This is a genomic window from Compostibacillus humi, from assembly GCF_014637175.1.
Taxonomy (GTDB): domain Bacteria; phylum Bacillota; class Bacilli; order Bacillales; family Amphibacillaceae; genus Oceanobacillus; species Oceanobacillus humi.
The window spans coordinates 1-16,259 of the sequence record NZ_BMEV01000073.1 but is presented as its reverse complement, the minus strand read 5'-3'; the positions used below and the strand labels follow the sequence as shown (position 1 = coordinate 16,259).

Below are 16,259 nucleotides of genomic sequence, written 5' to 3'. Positions count from 1 at the left end.
ATACTAATCGATCGAGGGCTTAACTAAATTTCAAGTCGTTGTATTCTCTTATTTAGTTTTGAAGGTGCAAAAAAAGGACTTGCATTTTGATGAAAAAGTGCATATAATATAACATGTCCTTCATAAAAGGATTGTCTGGTGACGATGGCGGAGAGGTCACACCTGTTCCCATACCGAACACAGAAGTTAAGCTCTCCAGCGCCGATAGTAGTTGGGGGTTCCCCCTGCGAGAGTAGGACGTTGCCAGGCAAAAGTTAAAAGAAGATGTCCTCGCAGGATAGCTTCTTTTTTATCAACGGCGATGAACGAACTAAATTAGATGATGACCCCAATTTAGGCTAAAATCAAGCGTCTTATAAAGGGTTAAAACTAATAAACCGCACGGATCCGTGCGGTTTATTTTTTGGGGAAATTGCTTCTCCCTTACCAATGTCTGTAGCGAAAAGGGCATTCAGTTACATGCTTTGCTGCTGATTGTTGCCTCCTAGGTTTGCCATGAATGGGAGCATTTTTTGAACGGTCTGTCCGAAGTTTTGGTTATTTCGTTTCATTGTATAGTAAGCAGCAGCTCCGACACCAATGGATGCAATTAGCGGAATCCATTTTTTGTTTTGCATTATCCTCACTCCCTTTCTTAATTTGCTACGAGACATTTATAGCTTGTGTCTGATGTCAATCGAAATACAAGGTATCATCTGCCAATGGCCTGGTTATTTTCCAGCTTCAGAGGCGGCATGGGTTCCTGTTACTCTGCCGGTAACAAGTGCAGAAGTAATATTGTAACCGCCAGTATAACCGTGAATATCAAGAATCTCACCGCAAAAATATAGCCCGTGCATTAATTTGGATTGCATCGTACTTGGGTGAATTTCTTTAATGGAAACACCTCCTCCAGTAACAAAGGCTTTTTCCAAGGGCAACGAGCCGTGTACTTGAAAGGTAAAGTGCTTCAACGTATGTACAATGGAACGAAGGGTTTCTTTTGAGACGTGGGCACATTTTTCTTCCTCTATTACGTTATGCCGCTGGAGAATAAACTCAAGAAAACGTTTAGGAACAGTACCTTTCATGACATTTTTCACGGACATTTTCGGGTTTTCTTTCGCAGTGGAAATCCATTGCCGCAATACATCCTCTGCGTTTACATTTGGCAGGGTGTCCAAGGATAACGTAACTTCATTCCGGCCATTCATCAATTCTTTTACAACAAACTGGGAACAGCGCAATACGGCTGGGCCCGAAATGCCGAAATGGGTAAACAGCATGTCCATTTGATGGGTAATAATCGGTTTATTTCTTTTATTCAGCACGGTTAATGCAACATCCCTCAAAGATAATCCTTGCAGCGTTCTATTTTTAATAAAATCTTCATAGGAAATAAGAGCGACTTCTGTAGGATATAACGTTGTGATGGAGTGTCCTGCTTTTTTGGCCCACGGATACCCGTCTCCAGTGGAGCCGGTTTGGGGAACTGCTTTTCCCCCAGCTGCAATTATTACTGTTTTTGTGCGCAGCTTCTCTCCGTTTGACAAAATAACTGTATGATGTTCTAACCCGTAGTCGATTGCTTTTACCGGGGTCTCTAATCGCACCTCAACTTGATAACGTTTAAGCTGATTTACTAATGCTTGAACAACCGATTTTGCTGAATTTGATTTTGGAAACATCCGGCCATGATCTTCTTCTTTTAAGGCAACACCAAGATTTTCAAAAAAATCAATGATATCATAATTATTAAATTGGGCGAAGGCGCTGTATAAAAATTTGCCGTTTCCAGGAATATGGCGAATAACTTCATCTTCAGGGAGTCTGTTTGTCACATTGCATCTCCCGCCGCCGGAAATGGCCAATTTCCTGCCCAGCTTGCTGCCCTTTTCCAGGAGCACGGCTTTTGCTCCTTTTTCCCCTGCTGCGATAGCGGCCATCAATCCAGAAGGTCCGCCGCCAATTACAATAACGTCATACATCAAACTTTTTTCATTCCTTTCGTTTTAGTATCATACAAGAAATTTTTCTGTAACACAAATTTAAGAGCAGGGTTATATTAACGGTATAGACAAGTTGTATGATAAAATAACGGGTGAAATAACGTTTAAAGATTAAAGGTGAAAAAATGTCAAATATTGTCAGAAGCTCATTATTATTAACAAGTGCCAGTTTTTTATCCAAATTTCTTGGAATGATATATATAATTCCTTTTAATGCAATGGTCGGACCGGTTGGCGGTACGCTTTATGGTTATGCATACACCCCTTATAACATTATGTTGAGCATTTCCACTGTCGGCATACCTTTAGCCATGTCGAAGATCGTATCGAAATACAATACGTTAGGCGATTATGAAACCGGGAGAAGATTGTTCAAATATGGAACGATTTTAATGATAATCAGCGGATTTATCGCCTTTTTCATTTTATTTTTCAGTGCCGATGCATTGGCAAATATTTACATAACGAATGAAGCAAAAAGTGCGATTTCCACCGATGATGTAGCCTTTGTCATTCGCATGGTCAGTTTCGCTCTAATCCTTATTCCAGCCATGAGCATGACCCGGGGATTTTTCCAGGGCTACGAGTCGATGGGGCCAACAGCACTTTCTCAAGTGGCAGAACAAATTGTCCGGATTGTTTTCGTATTAGTTTCTGTTTTTATTATCGTTGTCATTTTGAAGAAAAGCATTGCAACGGCGGTTGGTTTCGCTACTTTTGGCGCATTTGTCGGAGCAGTAGGTTCCTGGATTATTCTTCTTGTTTACTGGAAAAAACGTAAACCATTTCTCGACAGGCAATTGGCGGAACAAAGGGTAAGGAACGATATTCCGACATCCAGTCTTCTTAAAGAATTATTCAGCTATGCAGGACCTTTTGTTATCGTCGGGTTGGCTACCAGCATGTATCAGTTTGTCGATAACGTAACGTTTGAACGGGCGATGGTTAGCGGCGGATATAAAGATTTTGAAATTGCCCTTGGCGCCATAAATACGTATGCCCATAAATTGGTCATCATCCCAAGCACAATTGCAACAGGACTAAGTCTTGCCATCCTGCCGGCGATGACGAAAACGTTCAACAGCAACAAGATGAACATTCTTCACCAGCAAATTAACCAGTCATTACAAATCGTCCTCGTCCTGGTCATTCCCGCCTCGGCAGGATTGACATTGTTATCCGACGTTGCCTATGGCACAATCTATGGATTGGCCAATATTGACTTAACAGGTTCGTTACTTGCCTGGTATGCGCCGGTCGGATTGCTGTTTTCTTTGTTTACGGTTACTTCCTCGATTTTGCAGGGAATCAATCAGCAAAACTTCTCTATTATAAGTTTGCTTGCAGGCCTTCTGGCAAAAGTTTTGCTTAATATCCAGCTTATTCATATATTTGGTCCGAAGGGTGCCATTTTTGGAACGGCCCTTGCAGCAGGCATTGCTGTTGCTTTAAACCTATGGCGGATAAAAGTTTCTATTCAGATGCCGTATCGCCAAACTGTGAAAAGAACGATGCTTATCGGTATTTTCATTTTAATCATGGGTGCCGCAATTTGGATCGTTCGGGCCGTATTTGGCTTATTTATCCCGTATGACGAGTCGTGGTGGGGTGCGGCAATCATGCTGGCAATCGGTGTTACAGTAGGCGGGGGTGTTTATTTATATTTTGCCTATGCGTCCACTTTATTGGAAAGAATATTTGACGGAAAGGTACCAGTTATCGATAAACTTCTTGCTAAATGGAAAAGGGCATAGAAATGAGGGCGGTGCAAATGCGACTGGATAAATTGCTTGCCAATATGGGGTTTGGCAGCCGGAAGGAAGTAAAATTTTTATTAAAAGAGAAACGGGTAACTGTCAATGGGCAAGTCCAAAAAAATGGCAGCATTCATGTTGACCCGGAGAGTGATAGGATTGAAGTGGATGGTGAAAGGGCTGTTTATGAAAAATATATCTATCTTATGATGAATAAGCCAAAGGGAGTCATTTCTGCTACGAAAGATTCCCGGGAAAGAACGGTAGTCGATCTATTATCTAAAGAAGAAAAATGGTTTCAGCCTTTTCCTGTAGGACGGCTCGATAAAGATACGGAAGGGCTGCTTATCTTAACAAACGACGGGGAGTTGGCTCATCAGCTGACATCCCCGAATAAAAATGTGGAAAAAACGTATTTTGCCAAAATCAAAGGAAGAGTGACTGCGGAAGATGCAGAGAAATTTCAGCAAGGGGTTACGTTAGACGATGGCTATCATACAAAACCAGCGAAATTGAACATTATTGCGAGCGGCGAGCAATCCGAGGTGGAAATTACCATTACGGAAGGGAAATTCCACCAAGTAAAGCGAATGTTCCTTGCAGTCGATAAAAAAGTAATGTACTTAAAACGAATCCGAATGGGGGACATTACAATAGATACGTCCCTAGCTCCCGGAGAATACCGAAGACTGACAGAGAAGGAACTAAATTACTGTCTTTCGTTAAAAAGATAAAGGAGGACGGAAGAATGGGAAATTATCCCCATTATTTTATTGCCATTCCGCTTCCGGAATCTATACAAGAACAGTTTGCCGAATGGCAATCTCAACTCATGAAGCATATTCCATTAAAGCGGTGGTATGACAAAAGAGACTTCCATATTACATTAAAATTTCTCGGACCGGTGTCAGACAATCAACTAACCGATTTGTCAAGGGGACTTTCGGATTTGGAACTGCATGCTCCTTTTTCCCTTCGGGTTGGAAAGGTCGGTACGTTTGGCAGCCGGAAACACCCTCGTGTCGTATGGGCTGGGGTTGAGGAATCAGAGCCATTATTCTTACTGAAGCAAACGGTAGAGAATGTAACAGAAATGGCTGGCTTTCCGAAAGAAAACCGTCCCTACCGCCCCCATATTACGTTAGGCAAAAGATGGGACAATACGAATTCGAAAGATATGACGGAAATATTAGCATCAATTAAGGAACCGTATCGTGACATCTTTACGATGGAAGTTGCCAAAGCGGTGCTTTACCAAGTGGAGCCAGAAAAAAAACAAAAATATAAACCGGTACACACCTATTCCTTACTTGGAAAAGAATGAAGAAAAATATGAGCAAGGGTGATGGTTAATTGGCGCAATTAATTAAATTAGCTGATTATCTTTCCCGTTATGAATGGGACACATATCGCTATCCAGCCCAATTTATCCGCATGAAAAAGGACAACTGGAATAAGCTATATCAGCAATGGCAGGAGGAGAAGTTTGCAGAACCAGAAGATGTGTTCACGAAAGAAGAAACGGAATCCCAACCAAAATCCCCCCTGGAAAAATTAAAATTATTTGCGAAAAAAGAGAGAAAGCTGGAATCAGTTCCGAAAGAGGAAAAGCAAGTTTTGCCAAATAATATAGATGAATTAAAACAGTATTACCTCGACCGGCTGCTGCAATTTCAATTAAAATGGGGAACGTCTACAATGACGCAAATGTCCAAGGTGGATGCAAAATATTTTAACGATATGCTCTTGAAATTTTTTTTGCAGCGCTTTCCGGACAATTATTTATTAATGTATTATCCGGTTTTTTATGTCAAACATGTTCCTATCGATGGAGAAATCGTATTTATATCGCCAATAGGGATGGAAATTATCCATGTACTGGAACTGGAAGATAATGCGGTAATTATGGCCGGGGATGAACGAACTTGGAACATTGAAAAGGAAGGAATAAAGGAAAAAATTATCAGTCCTGTCGTTTCCTTGAAAAGAACAGAAAATATTATCAAAAGTATACTGCATAATCATCACGTCGAATTTCCGATTCAAAAGACAATTCTTTCCCGCACCAATTCTATCTTTTATTATACAGAGCCATATAACACGACAATCATCGGGAAAGACGAATATGGCCAATGGTTTAAGGAAAGGCGCAGTTTACATTCCCCGTTAAAAAGTCGGCAATTAAAAACAGCTTCCGTTTTGCTCAAGCATTGCCAGACAAATTCTATAAAGCGTCCGGAATGGGAGGATTCCGATGAATTTATAAAAATTGGGGATGTGGAGGATCAGTAATGTATGTTTTTATCGTCAATCCGAAGGCCGGAAAGGGGAAAGCAAAACGGATATTTGAAAAAATAAAGGAAACGGACAGTTATCAGCAAATAAACAGCGAATATTATTTTACGAAATATCCAGGACATGGGGAAAAGATTGCAAGAGAAATTGCACGGAAATCCCTTCCGGAGACGATTATTGTTATTGGCGGGGATGGCACGGTACACGAAGTTATCAACGGTGCCGGTGATTACAAAAATATTCGCATTGCCGTTATCCCGGGAGGTTCGGGGAATGACTTTGCCAGGAGCTGCGGCATTAAGGGAAATGCGGCGGAAATTTTTGAAAATATTATTCGCGGCGAAAATAGTGAGTCATATTGGGTTGGACAATATACGCTAAATAAACAGTTAAAAAAGAACTTTGTCAATTCCATTGGCTTTGGATTTGATGCTCAAATCGCCAATAAAGCAAACCATTCATTTTATAAACATATTTTTAATTTCCTTCGATTGGGAAAAGTTACCTATATCATCGCACTTATTCAAGTTTTAATTCAATTTCAGCCGATGCAGATTGAACTGGAAGTGGATGGACGTCCAAGGAAGCTGCAGAATTGCTGGATGATCGCATGCGGCAATCATCCCTATTATGGCGGCGGGATGAAAATTATTCCAGGGGCAGCGAACCGGTCGGACCGGATATCACTGATTATTATCCACGAGATTTCCAAATGGAAAGTGCTTACCTTGTTTTTTACCGTCTTTTTTGGAAAACATACTTCCTTTAAAGAAGTAGAAGTGTTAGAGGGGAGAAAGATAAAAGTTTCTTCCCAGCATCTTCTTCACGTTCAAGTCGATGGAGAAACGGCAGTCTGTTATCAAAGTCAAATTGAAAAAAATCCGACACCCCTTTCTGTAGTCAGACAGACAAAAAAGTAAATATGCTGTTGTAATTTTCTCTTGTAACCGATAAAATGTGAAAAGGACTGCAAAATTGAAAGATGGGAAGAACTATGTTGGAATGGCTTGAAAAAGCGCTGGGCGACGGGTGGAAGTTAAAACCAGCTGGAGGACTGACAGGACAGGCATTTATTGCACAAAAAAATAATAAACGGCTATTTTTGAAACGAAATTCATCTCCATTTCTGGCTGTATTATCTGCTGAAGGGATTGTTCCCAAACTGATTTGGACGAAGCGGATGGAAAACGGAGATGTGATTACTGCTCAGGAATGGCTGGAAGGCCGGGAACTTGCACCTGAAGATATGCAGCAAGAAAAGGTGGCACAGCTATTGCGAAAAATTCACCATTCCAGCGAGTTATTAAATATGCTGCTGCGAATCGGAATTAAGCCCTTTACTTCCGATGATTTTTTTCTGTCGATTAAAAAGAAAATATATGATTTAAATTTGCATCGTCAATATGAAGAAGTGCAAACGGCAATCCGACATTTGGAAAAATTGCTCCCAAAGACGAGAAACCAAAACTTGGCCGTTTGCCATAGTGATATTAACCATCATAATTTGCTGATGTCAAAGGACGGTTCCCTATATTTAATCGACTGGGACAATGCAACCATCGCGGATCCTGCCTTTGATTTTGGCATGATCCTTAACGGCTATATTCCGAGAAATCAATGGGAAGATTGGTTAGAAAAATATGGAGCGGATAAAGAAGATAATGTCATCGAACGAATGTACTGGTTTTTATTATATGATTCTCTCCATTATTTTTCATGGCATATGGAAAGAAAAGAGAATAAAAGAGCACATGACAGACGGAATAATCTTTATAAACTGAACAAGGAAGTGTTACCGCTATTGTAAAGTCGTCTCATCAATAGCATGCAGCCATTGCTCGATATTATCTTTGTTCGAATGGATAAGTTCCTCCATGTTTTGCGCATTTTCCCCCAGTCTTCCGTAGTTGTAAATTTCCGGCAGAAGCTGCAATAACGTTTCATTGGAAATGCTATTATTGGCCATCATCGTTTTCACCAGCCGTTTAATTTGCTGGTATTCGGAGACGTCGGCTTGTAGTTCCGATGATTGTTCATGTAAAATATCCTGTAATAAGGTCAATAAATGATTGGTCGTTAGTGTCATTTGTATCACCTCATGACACTATTTTTTATCAGTTTGCACATTTTTATTCATCATAAGAGGAAAAGCGAGGGATATTATGCGTCAGCGCCATAAACCTTGGGCCGATGACTTTATTAAAGAAAACAGCCATATTGTTATTCCTAATGCGGACGAGAATAAGGGGAAATGGCAAACTTTATTTCAAAATGACCAACCGATACACTTGGAAATTGGAACAGGCAAAGGACAATTTATCGCCGGAATGGCAAAACAGCACCCGGAAATTAATTTTATCGGGATAGAAGTTGTAAAAAGTGTCATTGTCTCCGCCGTTCAAAAAGTATTAGATGAAGAGCTGAAGAATGTCTTTTTATTAAATATCAATGCAAAAGATGTTCGGGACATTTTTGCAGAAAACGAAATTACCACCATTTATTTAAATTTTTCCGATCCTTGGCCAAAAAATCGACATGAAAAGCGAAGATTGACATACCATACGTTTCTCGAACAATATAAACATATTTTGCATCCTGATGGAGAGATTATTCTAAAAACTGATAATCAAGGATTTTTTGAGTATTCATTAGTCAGTTTTTCCCAATTTGGGATGAAGCTGGAAGAAGTAAGTCTCGATCTTCATGCATTGAATGATCCGCTTAATGTCATGACGGAATATGAGGAAAAGTTCTCGAAAAAGGGTCAGCGAATATACCGTTGTAAAGCCCGTTTCTAACAGAAGGTCAGGATTATTATGAAGGCATCCGCAAAATTGCGGGTGCTTTTTTACAGTTGATTTAATATGCAATATTTACATCGTATATTAGTCAAATATAGTCAATACATAGCGATATATGTTAGAAATATGGGTATAATCGTGGAATTTTTGTATAATAATAATGTGGAAATATATCAATAAGGGAGGAATTTATATGTTTGATTTAAGACCGTATAAGAGAAAAGATGATGTGTTTGATCAGATGTTGGAAACTTTCCAAGATGTCTTCCACCGCAATTTCCCAATACCTTTCCAATCTGCTAAATCCTTCAGAACAGACATTGTAGAAAAAGACAATGCCTACTATGTACAAGCGGAACTCCCTGGTTTTAAGAAAGACGATATTACAATTGAAATAACAGACAATTATCTAACGATCCGAGCTAAAAGAGATGAGATGAAACAAGTTGAAGAGAAAGATAAATACATTCACCGGGAACGGTCTTATGGCGAGTTTGTCAGACAGTTCTATGTCGATGACGCAGATCAGGATAATATAAAAGCGAAACTTGAAGATGGCATTTTGCACATTGAAATTCCTAAACTTCATTCAGACAAACGAAAAGGAAGGAGAATTGAAATATTGTAATGCCATGAATCAAGGTGCGGGTACCGAACAGATACCCGCACCTTGAATGTTTTTCATTCATAATAAAGGCCTGTATCCAATATATAGGATACAGGTTGATGTAATGATGCCGTTTTAGTTATTACGATTATTCTCGTTCCGATTTCGATTTTTGTTATTATTATCGAAATCTAAATCATTAAACTTATTTTCATTCGCAAATTCAACATTATTGTTATTATTATTGTTGTTGTTATTGCGATTTTTCCTATTCTTATTTTTTGCCAATGTCGACCCTCCTAGATGTATTTTTTCAGTACATTTACTGTTTGGCATTGAACGTAAGTAAATTATACTGACACCAAATATTCTAACCATTTCTACAAAAATAAACCTATTAAGGAGAATGAAGTAATATTTTAAATAATAAAACAATAGTTTTATACGTCTTTTTTGCTTTTAGAAAAGTCGAACTCCTTTCCTGATTCTGTCTGCAGGCGACTTGACGGGTTTGGATAAGCTTTGCGCCGCACTTTTTCAGCCATCATCCGATGAAAGAAAATTTCTGCCAACGCGATAACAATTGCTGAACTAAGTGCTGCCATGGACCAATTTATGCTGTCTGTGAAAAAATAGGCACCAATCATCCAGATTAATAACAGGGCAAGAGCAAAATCGCCGATAACCCCGAGAATCGTACCTATCCGCGGAAGGATGTACACATCGCCGAAGAAGGAAACGAGTGTCAAAATAACGCTTAAGGTTATAACATTCCAAAAGGATACGTCAAAAAATATTCCGAGCATGACCCATAATACCCCTGTTACAAGAAAAAACTTAATCAAAAGTGCTGTCGGATGTTTCACAGTCTTTTCTCCTTTCCGTATTTTGGAGTTAGTGTTTCCAGATTTGGATAGCGCCAGCTAAAAATCTCCAAAGTTTCTGCCGCCAGATTCCTTTTTGGAAGAAGCAAAAAAAGCAAGAATTTAGTGAAAGTCTTGCTTCTTTACTCGTCTTTTCGTTTCGGGTTTTCTTCCTCAGAAAATTCAGCGAGATAGGCGTGATTTCCGATAGCTTTCGTTTCATCTTCTCTGTCTGGCAACACTTTTTCTTTCATATATATATGAAAAAGACCTTCACTAATGGCGATAAAAAATGCGGCAAATCCGGAAATAAGCACCCTTGGGTAATCCCCTTCCATGAACAGGAAAGTAAGCAGCAATACGGATAAAAAAGCCAGCCCAAAATCAGTGAGGCATGCCCGGAAATTGCCGTATTTAGGCAAAATAAACAAATCTCCAATTAAGTAAGCGGCTCCTGTAACGATGAAGCTGATCATTAAAATTTCTGTAAGTGAAGCTGTATCGAATATGGATAAAATGGAAAAAAGGATTGTTGCAATGACAATGAACTTAATTCCGATTGCTTTTAGATGATTCAATGAAATCCATCCTTTTTTCTTTAGTATGTGGCTAACTTAAATGGGATATGCCTGGAATATTTAAACTGTTTTAGCATAAAAAAACAGTCTGCATAAAACAGACTGTTCAGGTGTTAATATCTGACATAGGACGTTCCAACGATAATTAATAAAATAAACATCACAACGATAAAGGCAAATCCTGCCCCGTATCCGTCTCTCGATTTGCTCATTTTCATAACACCTCCATCATTATATATTACTAACGTACGCACTAATGACGGAGGTTGGTAAGGACATTATCCCAGTTTTCCATGTAAATTCATGAGCCTTCTAAAATATCTTCGAATAGCATTAAAATATTTCTCTTTTCTAATCCTCGATAAAAGGATTCGAAACGGTTCCGGATTTCTTTCGTTTCATTATTTAAAATTCGTAACATATAACTTTCCAAATGCATTTTCGGATTTTCGTAACAGAGGTCGTAGACTAGGGCATGTTTCTGCAAAAACCGGAAATTAAATTCTTCCTGTCCTGGCAAAGCTTCATATACAAAGATGGGAAGTTTTTTCCACAAACATTCACTAATTGTGACTCCTCCGGGTTTTGTAATAATGGCATCTGCTTCCTCGTACAACCGATTCATTTCGTCTTTTGACGAAATATAGGGCAAAGGCTGTACATAAGGATTTTTCAATTTTTTAATCGAAGAAAAAAGCTGATGATTTTTTCCGCAAAGTACTTTATAAAAAATTTTTCCCGAAGGTTCTAAGCGTTCTATTACTTTCATTATCGAACCGGCCCCCATATTTCCGCCGCTAATCAGCATTGTAATCCGGCTGTTATGACTTTCTTTAACATATTGCTGCTGAAATTTCGGATGGACAGGTATGCCGGTAACGAAAATTCTCTTTGGATCAATTCCTGTTTTTAGCAATTGCCGTTTCAATTCGTCAGAGGGAACAAAATGATAATCGATGCAATCCATACCCCACAAATCGTTTATGAAATAATCGGTATAAACATTTAATGCGATTCCTTGCCATTGATGATTCTTCTTAATTTGATTGATGAGATAGGAGGGCAGGGCATGAGTGCAGACGACCATATTTGGTTCATATGCGGCCAACAGGTGAAGTACTTTTTTTAAAAATAATCTTTCGTAAATATAATACCTTTTAGAAATACCTTTCACCGCATTCCATTGGTAAATTCGGCTGTAAGTTGCTGGAGAAAGATGTATCCAATGCAAATAGAAGGAGGAAACAAAAGATTCCCACTTGCCGTAACAATGGGAAATGATATCAACTTTTTCACAATGGAAATTTTTCCCGGACTCCAGTAATTGCTCACGGATGGAATCTGCCACATGATGATGGCCCGTAGGAATTTGCAGTAAGGGCAGAAATAAAACTTTGTACATCGCTTTTTGCCTCCTTTCCATTATTTTAAGTCGGAAAGGCTTATTTCATTCGGAGACATTATTTTGTAATAGTTTCCGTTTCATTTTGTCAAAATAAAACTATAAATGTTCACATTACCAGGGAGTAGAGGAAAATGCAATGGAAGCAAAACTGGCTGTACATATGGAGCATGATTGACCCGATTTATTTTCAGTTCACCCGTTTAAACTATGTAAAAAATGCTCTTGGCGATAGAACGATCATTCGTGTTCGTCTGATGAAATATAAAGGAGCAAAAATAATATTATCGGATGGCACGATCATCAATAAGAACGATTTGCTGTTAAAAATACATTTGCATAACGTCAAACTTTTAAGGAAAATTATAAATTATCCCAGTGACATCCGCCGTGCGCTGACTACTTATAAATTGGTAGAAGAATCCCTGCCCTTTGTAAGCCATTACATAAAAGGCCATCAAAAAAGAGAAGAGATCAAAGGAATTATTGGAATTACAACGTTGTATAAAGGATCGGAAAGACTCGGATTTGACGTTTTTCCCTTAAAAAATAAATGGTATAAACGATTTAAGCAAATTGCGCTATTTCCGATATTTTTTCTTTCTGCTGAGAAAATAAGCAAGGAAATGACAGCGCCGATGTATTTAATTATGTCGAAGAAAGTGCTGGAGAAGAAATATTCCAAGAATTGAATTCCAGCCGAATACCCATAATTTACAACTAAACAAATGACCAAGCCTCCCCTTATAATAGAACAGAGGAGGCGTAGCTATGATTTTTGGCTTCATTGCAATTATCGTTATTCTTTTAGGGTATGCGTTTTTTCGCGGCTATAAAAATACGAAAGCAGTTACGGTTAATGCGGTGGAAATAAATAAACCTTCTTTTGACAACAATGCTTCCCCTTTAAAGGTTTTGCACATATCTGATATGCATATCGAAAATATTTCCGTCAGTCCTGAGGAACTAAAAAGCAGGCTGCAGGATGAATCCATCGATATCATTGCACTTACCGGCGACTTCCTAGACCGAAAGCGGAGTATACCGAGATTAATTCCTTATCTGGAAACGTTAACTGAACTAAACCCGAAATATGGCACCTATGCGGTGTATGGCAACCATGATTATGTGTTAAGAAAGAAAAACTTTAGGGTGCTTAATAATCTGCTGCAAGATTATGGAATAAAAACGATGCAAAATGAGCATCACTCGATAGTCTGCAGCGGAAAGAATATAAATATTATCGGAATTGATGATAACAGCACAAACCGCAGTGAAGTGGATAAAGCATACAGCGGAATCAAAAACGGCTACAATTTAGTGTTAACCCACGATCCGAATGTCGTTTTGAAAATGAAAGACTATAATTTTGATTATCTGTTATCCGGCCATTTTCATGGCGGACAAATATATTGGCCAAAGCCGTATCATCTTGTCAAAATGGGAAAATTAGCCCGGATGAATATCGTAAAAGGACTGCATTATTATCAGGGAAAAGCCTTTTATATTAGTGAAGGACTCGGCTAGACAGGAGTCAATGTCCGTATCGGAAGCCGGCCGGAAATTACAATTCACTATCTTTATGTTTCATCTGATGACAAACAAGAATCGGTAACAATTGCCGGCTGACTTTTTCCATAAGCTTGCCCATTTTTGTGGGCAAGCTTTTACCAATGTCAATGTAATAAATAATTTTGTTCCATCAGCATGGAAGCAATCTCTTCTTCCGTTATTTTATCCGTATCAAATTCTAATTTTACTTCCCCGTCTTCAGTATCAATTAATACCCTTTCCACTCCATCTATCTGATTGAGCAATTGCTCTATCTGCTGAATAATTGAATCTGTCGTTGCTTCTTTCACAAAAATTGTCGTTTCTGCCATATTCATTCTCCTTCCCGCATTCGTTCCATTTTATTATTCCAAAACGGAAAAATATCATGTCCTTCATTTGCAATAAGAGCAGTTTATGGTAAAATAAGAACAAACGTTCTGTTTTGGAGGAAGAAATGGAAAAACTTTTTCTGCGATCCATGCAAACGAAGGAAAAGCTGGAGATTATTTATCTTTCCCAAGAGAATGATTTATCCCAGCGGACAATCCGGGTAATAAAATTGAGGGAAAACCACATTTTGGCTTTCTGTTACGCCAGGCAGAAATTACGGATTTTTCGTTTAGACAATATTTTAGCTGTCTATCCCTTCATGAAGAAAATGGGAGCGTAAAGAGAAAAATTGTCCTTGACTTTCTCTCTATTATCCGTAATAATAGATTTAACTTCATAAGGAACCTTTAATTCAGTCCCGTGAGGCTGGCAAGGTTGTGCGTAATCAGTATGTCTTTATGCGCAATTTTTGTGCATAAATGTGTGCGTTTCTATGCACCTTGCCAGGTCGCCAGGCAAGGTGCTTTTTTTATGCCTTCCTGGTCCAGACCATTCATAGGTTCGTTCAACAAAGGGAATTGCAGCGCAGGGGAATGGACCGGGCTACTTCCTCGGCTGTATGAAGTCCCGCTAAATGGAAGAAGATAACCGAAAAGAGGAGAGATGACAGATGAATCATCGAGAAATACAAGTAGATGAACGGCTGCCATTTTTGCAAAGTTTGCCGTTAAGTTTGCAGCATTTATTCGCCATGTTTGGCGCCACCGTGTTAGTGCCGATTTTGTTTGGTGTTGATCCGGCAACGATCTTATTAATGAATGGTATCGGAACGCTATTATATATTTTCATAACAAAAGGACAAATCCCAGCCTATTTAGGGTCCAGCTTTGCTTTTATTTCCCCGGTTATGGCAGTATTAGCAGCTCATGCTGGCGGCGATGGCTTTGGATACGCTCTTGGAGGGTTTTTCGCCGTCGGTTTAGTGCTCGTAATTGTCGGATTGCTCGTTCGCGTTGTCGGCACGTCCTGGATTGACGTGATTTTCCCGCCTGCTGCCATGGCTTCCATCGTGGCAGTTATCGGATTGGAACTAGTCCCGACTGCGGCAGGAATGGCCGGACTCGTCAGAGCGGAGGATGCGGCAATTGACACGACTGCTGTCGCTGTATCGCTGATTACCCTTGCATCTACCATTGTTTACTGGGTAACGATGCGCGGATTTTTCAAGATTATCCCGATTTTGTTAGGTATTATTACAGGTTATATTGTAGCAACATTTTTTGGCATCGTAGATTACAGTGAAGTGAAAGAGGCAGCTTGGATTCAAATGCCGACGTTTTACCAAATCCAATTTAATTGGTCCGACATTTTAATTATTCTGCCAGCAGCACTCGTATTAATTCCGGAACATATCGGACATCTAGTTGTAACAAGCAACATTGTGAAGAAAGATTTAGTGAAAAAGCCAGGATTAGATCGTTCTTTGATGGGGAACGGGATTTCGACGATGATCTCCAGTTTAGTCGGTTCAACACCAAATACTACGTATGGGGAAAACATCGGTGTTCTCGCCATTACCCGGGTATATTCGACTTGGGTTATCGGAGGAGCAGCAGTAATCGCTATTCTCTTATCCTTCTGCGGCAAGTTAGCAGCCCTAATATCCTCCATACCTGATCCGGTAATGGGCGGAATTTCCTTGCTATTGTTTGGAATTATCGCTGCCAGCGGGTTGCGGATGCTTGTAGAGCAAAAAGTCGATTTGAATAAATCCCAAAACTTAATTTTAGTCTGTGTCGTGCTGGGAATCGGCATCAGCGGCGCATCTTTAAGCATCGGAACGGTAGCTTTATCTGGTATGGGATTGGCAACGGTTGTCGCGATTATCCTCAGCTTGTTTTTTAAGATATTGGATATGTTAAAATTATCCAACGAATAATGGGGAAAAAGGAGATAGACTTAGTTTATCTCCTTTTTTTGGTGTGCCCGGCATGGGTGCAGACTATAGGGTGAAAGTCCCGAACAGTGAAGGCAGTAGTAGCTGTAGCTTAAGACAAGGGCATGGGGGGTGACCGTCATGTCTGAAG

At 39.5% G+C, this 16,259-nt stretch carries 21 protein-coding genes and 1 rRNA gene; 13 read left to right on the top strand and 9 right to left on the bottom strand.

Going from position 1 to position 16,259, the window contains the following annotated elements; genetic code table 11:
* Positions 1 to 134 precede the first annotated feature (134 nt).
* Positions 135 to 249: ribosomal RNA gene (gene rrf / locus IEV18_RS14685) — 5S ribosomal RNA — on the top strand.
* A 206-nt stretch (positions 250 to 455) separates the two neighbouring features.
* Here the strand turns inward: rrf and IEV18_RS14680 are convergent.
* A complete protein-coding gene (locus tag IEV18_RS14680; RefSeq protein ID WP_188393146.1) occupies positions 456 to 617 on the bottom strand; it encodes a hypothetical protein in 162 nt (53 codons plus the stop codon).
* A 93-nt stretch (positions 618 to 710) separates the two neighbouring features.
* A complete protein-coding gene (locus tag IEV18_RS14675) occupies positions 711 to 1,970 on the bottom strand; it encodes a BaiN/RdsA family NAD(P)/FAD-dependent oxidoreductase (RefSeq protein WP_188393145.1) in 1,260 nt (419 codons plus the stop codon).
* Between the two features lie 143 nt (positions 1,971 to 2,113).
* Here IEV18_RS14675 and IEV18_RS14670 point away from each other — a divergent pair, with 143 nt between their 5' ends.
* From IEV18_RS14670 to IEV18_RS14645, 6 genes are all read left to right on the top strand, one after another.
* Positions 2,114 to 3,742 (top strand): putative polysaccharide biosynthesis protein, encoded by a 1,629-nt coding sequence (locus IEV18_RS14670; RefSeq protein ID WP_188393144.1) that lies wholly within the window; start codon positions 2,114 to 2,116, stop codon positions 3,740 to 3,742.
* Between the two features lie 17 nt (positions 3,743 to 3,759).
* The gene (locus tag IEV18_RS14665) at positions 3,760 to 4,476 is read left to right on the top strand and encodes a pseudouridine synthase (RefSeq protein ID WP_188393143.1); all 717 of its coding nucleotides are present in this window, start codon (positions 3,760 to 3,762) and stop codon (positions 4,474 to 4,476) included.
* Positions 4,477 to 4,490: 14 nt separating this feature from the next.
* Positions 4,491 to 5,066 carry an RNA 2',3'-cyclic phosphodiesterase gene (gene thpR / locus IEV18_RS14660; RefSeq protein ID WP_188393142.1) on the top strand — a complete coding sequence of 192 codons (576 nt, stop codon included), beginning with the start codon at positions 4,491 to 4,493 and terminating at the stop codon, positions 5,064 to 5,066.
* Positions 5,067 to 5,095: 29 nt separating this feature from the next.
* Positions 5,096 to 6,034 (top strand): NERD domain-containing protein, encoded by a 939-nt coding sequence (locus IEV18_RS14655; RefSeq protein WP_188393141.1) that lies wholly within the window; start codon positions 5,096 to 5,098, stop codon positions 6,032 to 6,034.
* The gene (locus IEV18_RS14650; RefSeq protein ID WP_188393140.1) at positions 6,034 to 6,957 is read left to right on the top strand and encodes a diacylglycerol/lipid kinase family protein; all 924 of its coding nucleotides are present in this window, start codon (positions 6,034 to 6,036) and stop codon (positions 6,955 to 6,957) included. Before IEV18_RS14655 ends, IEV18_RS14650 begins: the two co-directional genes overlap by 1 nt.
* 74 nt (positions 6,958 to 7,031) lie before the next feature.
* On the top strand, positions 7,032 to 7,844 hold the full coding sequence (locus IEV18_RS14645; RefSeq protein WP_188393139.1) for a phosphotransferase family protein: 813 nt from the start codon (positions 7,032 to 7,034) through the stop codon (positions 7,842 to 7,844).
* Here the strand turns inward: IEV18_RS14645 and IEV18_RS14640 are convergent.
* A complete protein-coding gene (locus tag IEV18_RS14640) occupies positions 7,836 to 8,123 on the bottom strand; it encodes a YtzH-like family protein (protein ID WP_188393138.1) in 288 nt (95 codons plus the stop codon). The two genes, IEV18_RS14645 and IEV18_RS14640, sit on opposite strands and share 9 nt — an antisense overlap.
* Before the next feature lie 76 nt (positions 8,124 to 8,199).
* Here IEV18_RS14640 and trmB point away from each other — a divergent pair, with 76 nt between their 5' ends.
* Both trmB and IEV18_RS14630 read left to right on the top strand, forming a co-directional pair.
* Positions 8,200 to 8,835: a tRNA (guanosine(46)-N7)-methyltransferase TrmB gene (gene trmB / locus IEV18_RS14635; RefSeq protein WP_188393137.1), complete on the top strand. Its 636-nt coding sequence runs from the start codon at positions 8,200 to 8,202 to the stop codon at positions 8,833 to 8,835.
* A 196-nt stretch (positions 8,836 to 9,031) separates the two neighbouring features.
* Positions 9,032 to 9,466 carry an Hsp20/alpha crystallin family protein gene (locus tag IEV18_RS14630; RefSeq protein ID WP_188393136.1) on the top strand — a complete coding sequence of 145 codons (435 nt, stop codon included), beginning with the start codon at positions 9,032 to 9,034 and terminating at the stop codon, positions 9,464 to 9,466.
* 114 nt (positions 9,467 to 9,580) lie between these two features.
* Here the strand turns inward: IEV18_RS14630 and IEV18_RS14625 are convergent, their stop codons facing one another.
* The 5 genes from IEV18_RS14625 to IEV18_RS14605 all read right to left on the bottom strand — a co-directional run bounded on the left by IEV18_RS14625 (position 9,581) and on the right by IEV18_RS14605 (position 12,288).
* Positions 9,581 to 9,733 carry a hypothetical protein gene (locus IEV18_RS14625; protein WP_188393135.1) on the bottom strand — a complete coding sequence of 51 codons (153 nt, stop codon included), beginning with the start codon at positions 9,731 to 9,733 and terminating at the stop codon, positions 9,581 to 9,583.
* 152 nt (positions 9,734 to 9,885) lie between these two features.
* Entirely contained in the window at positions 9,886 to 10,311 is a 426-nt protein-coding gene (locus IEV18_RS14620) for a DUF2512 family protein (RefSeq protein WP_188393134.1), read from the bottom strand.
* Between the two features lie 140 nt (positions 10,312 to 10,451).
* Positions 10,452 to 10,886: a YndM family protein gene (locus tag IEV18_RS14615; RefSeq protein WP_188393133.1), complete on the bottom strand. Its 435-nt coding sequence runs from the start codon at positions 10,884 to 10,886 to the stop codon at positions 10,452 to 10,454.
* A gap of 113 nt (positions 10,887 to 10,999) precedes the next feature.
* On the bottom strand, positions 11,000 to 11,098 hold the full coding sequence (locus IEV18_RS14610; protein WP_188393132.1) for a YjcZ family sporulation protein: 99 nt from the start codon (positions 11,096 to 11,098) through the stop codon (positions 11,000 to 11,002).
* An 89-nt stretch (positions 11,099 to 11,187) separates the two neighbouring features.
* A complete protein-coding gene (locus IEV18_RS14605; protein WP_188393131.1) occupies positions 11,188 to 12,288 on the bottom strand; it encodes an MGDG synthase family glycosyltransferase in 1,101 nt (366 codons plus the stop codon).
* A 134-nt stretch (positions 12,289 to 12,422) separates the two neighbouring features.
* On the opposite strand from IEV18_RS14605, the gene IEV18_RS14600 reads away from it, so the two are divergent.
* Positions 12,423 to 12,980, top strand: a complete 558-nt coding sequence (locus tag IEV18_RS14600; RefSeq protein ID WP_188393130.1) for a YkoP family protein — start codon at positions 12,423 to 12,425, stop codon at positions 12,978 to 12,980.
* Between the two features lie 79 nt (positions 12,981 to 13,059).
* On the top strand, positions 13,060 to 13,815 hold the full coding sequence (locus tag IEV18_RS14595) for a metallophosphoesterase (RefSeq protein WP_188393129.1): 756 nt from the start codon (positions 13,060 to 13,062) through the stop codon (positions 13,813 to 13,815).
* Positions 13,816 to 13,964: 149 nt separating this feature from the next.
* Here the strand turns inward: IEV18_RS14595 and IEV18_RS14590 are convergent, their stop codons facing one another.
* Complete coding sequence (locus IEV18_RS14590) at positions 13,965 to 14,171, bottom strand: heavy-metal-associated domain-containing protein (protein ID WP_188393128.1); 207 nt, start codon at positions 14,169 to 14,171, stop codon at positions 13,965 to 13,967.
* Positions 14,172 to 14,296: 125 nt separating this feature from the next.
* Between IEV18_RS14590 and IEV18_RS14585 the strand changes: the two genes are divergently transcribed.
* Both IEV18_RS14585 and uraA read left to right on the top strand, forming a co-directional pair.
* On the top strand, positions 14,297 to 14,512 hold the full coding sequence (locus tag IEV18_RS14585) for a WYL domain-containing protein (protein ID WP_188393127.1): 216 nt from the start codon (positions 14,297 to 14,299) through the stop codon (positions 14,510 to 14,512).
* Between the two features lie 330 nt (positions 14,513 to 14,842).
* Positions 14,843 to 16,111 carry a uracil permease gene (gene uraA, locus IEV18_RS14580; protein ID WP_188393126.1) on the top strand — a complete coding sequence of 423 codons (1,269 nt, stop codon included), beginning with the start codon at positions 14,843 to 14,845 and terminating at the stop codon, positions 16,109 to 16,111.
* Positions 16,112 to 16,259: the final 148 nt, after the last annotated feature.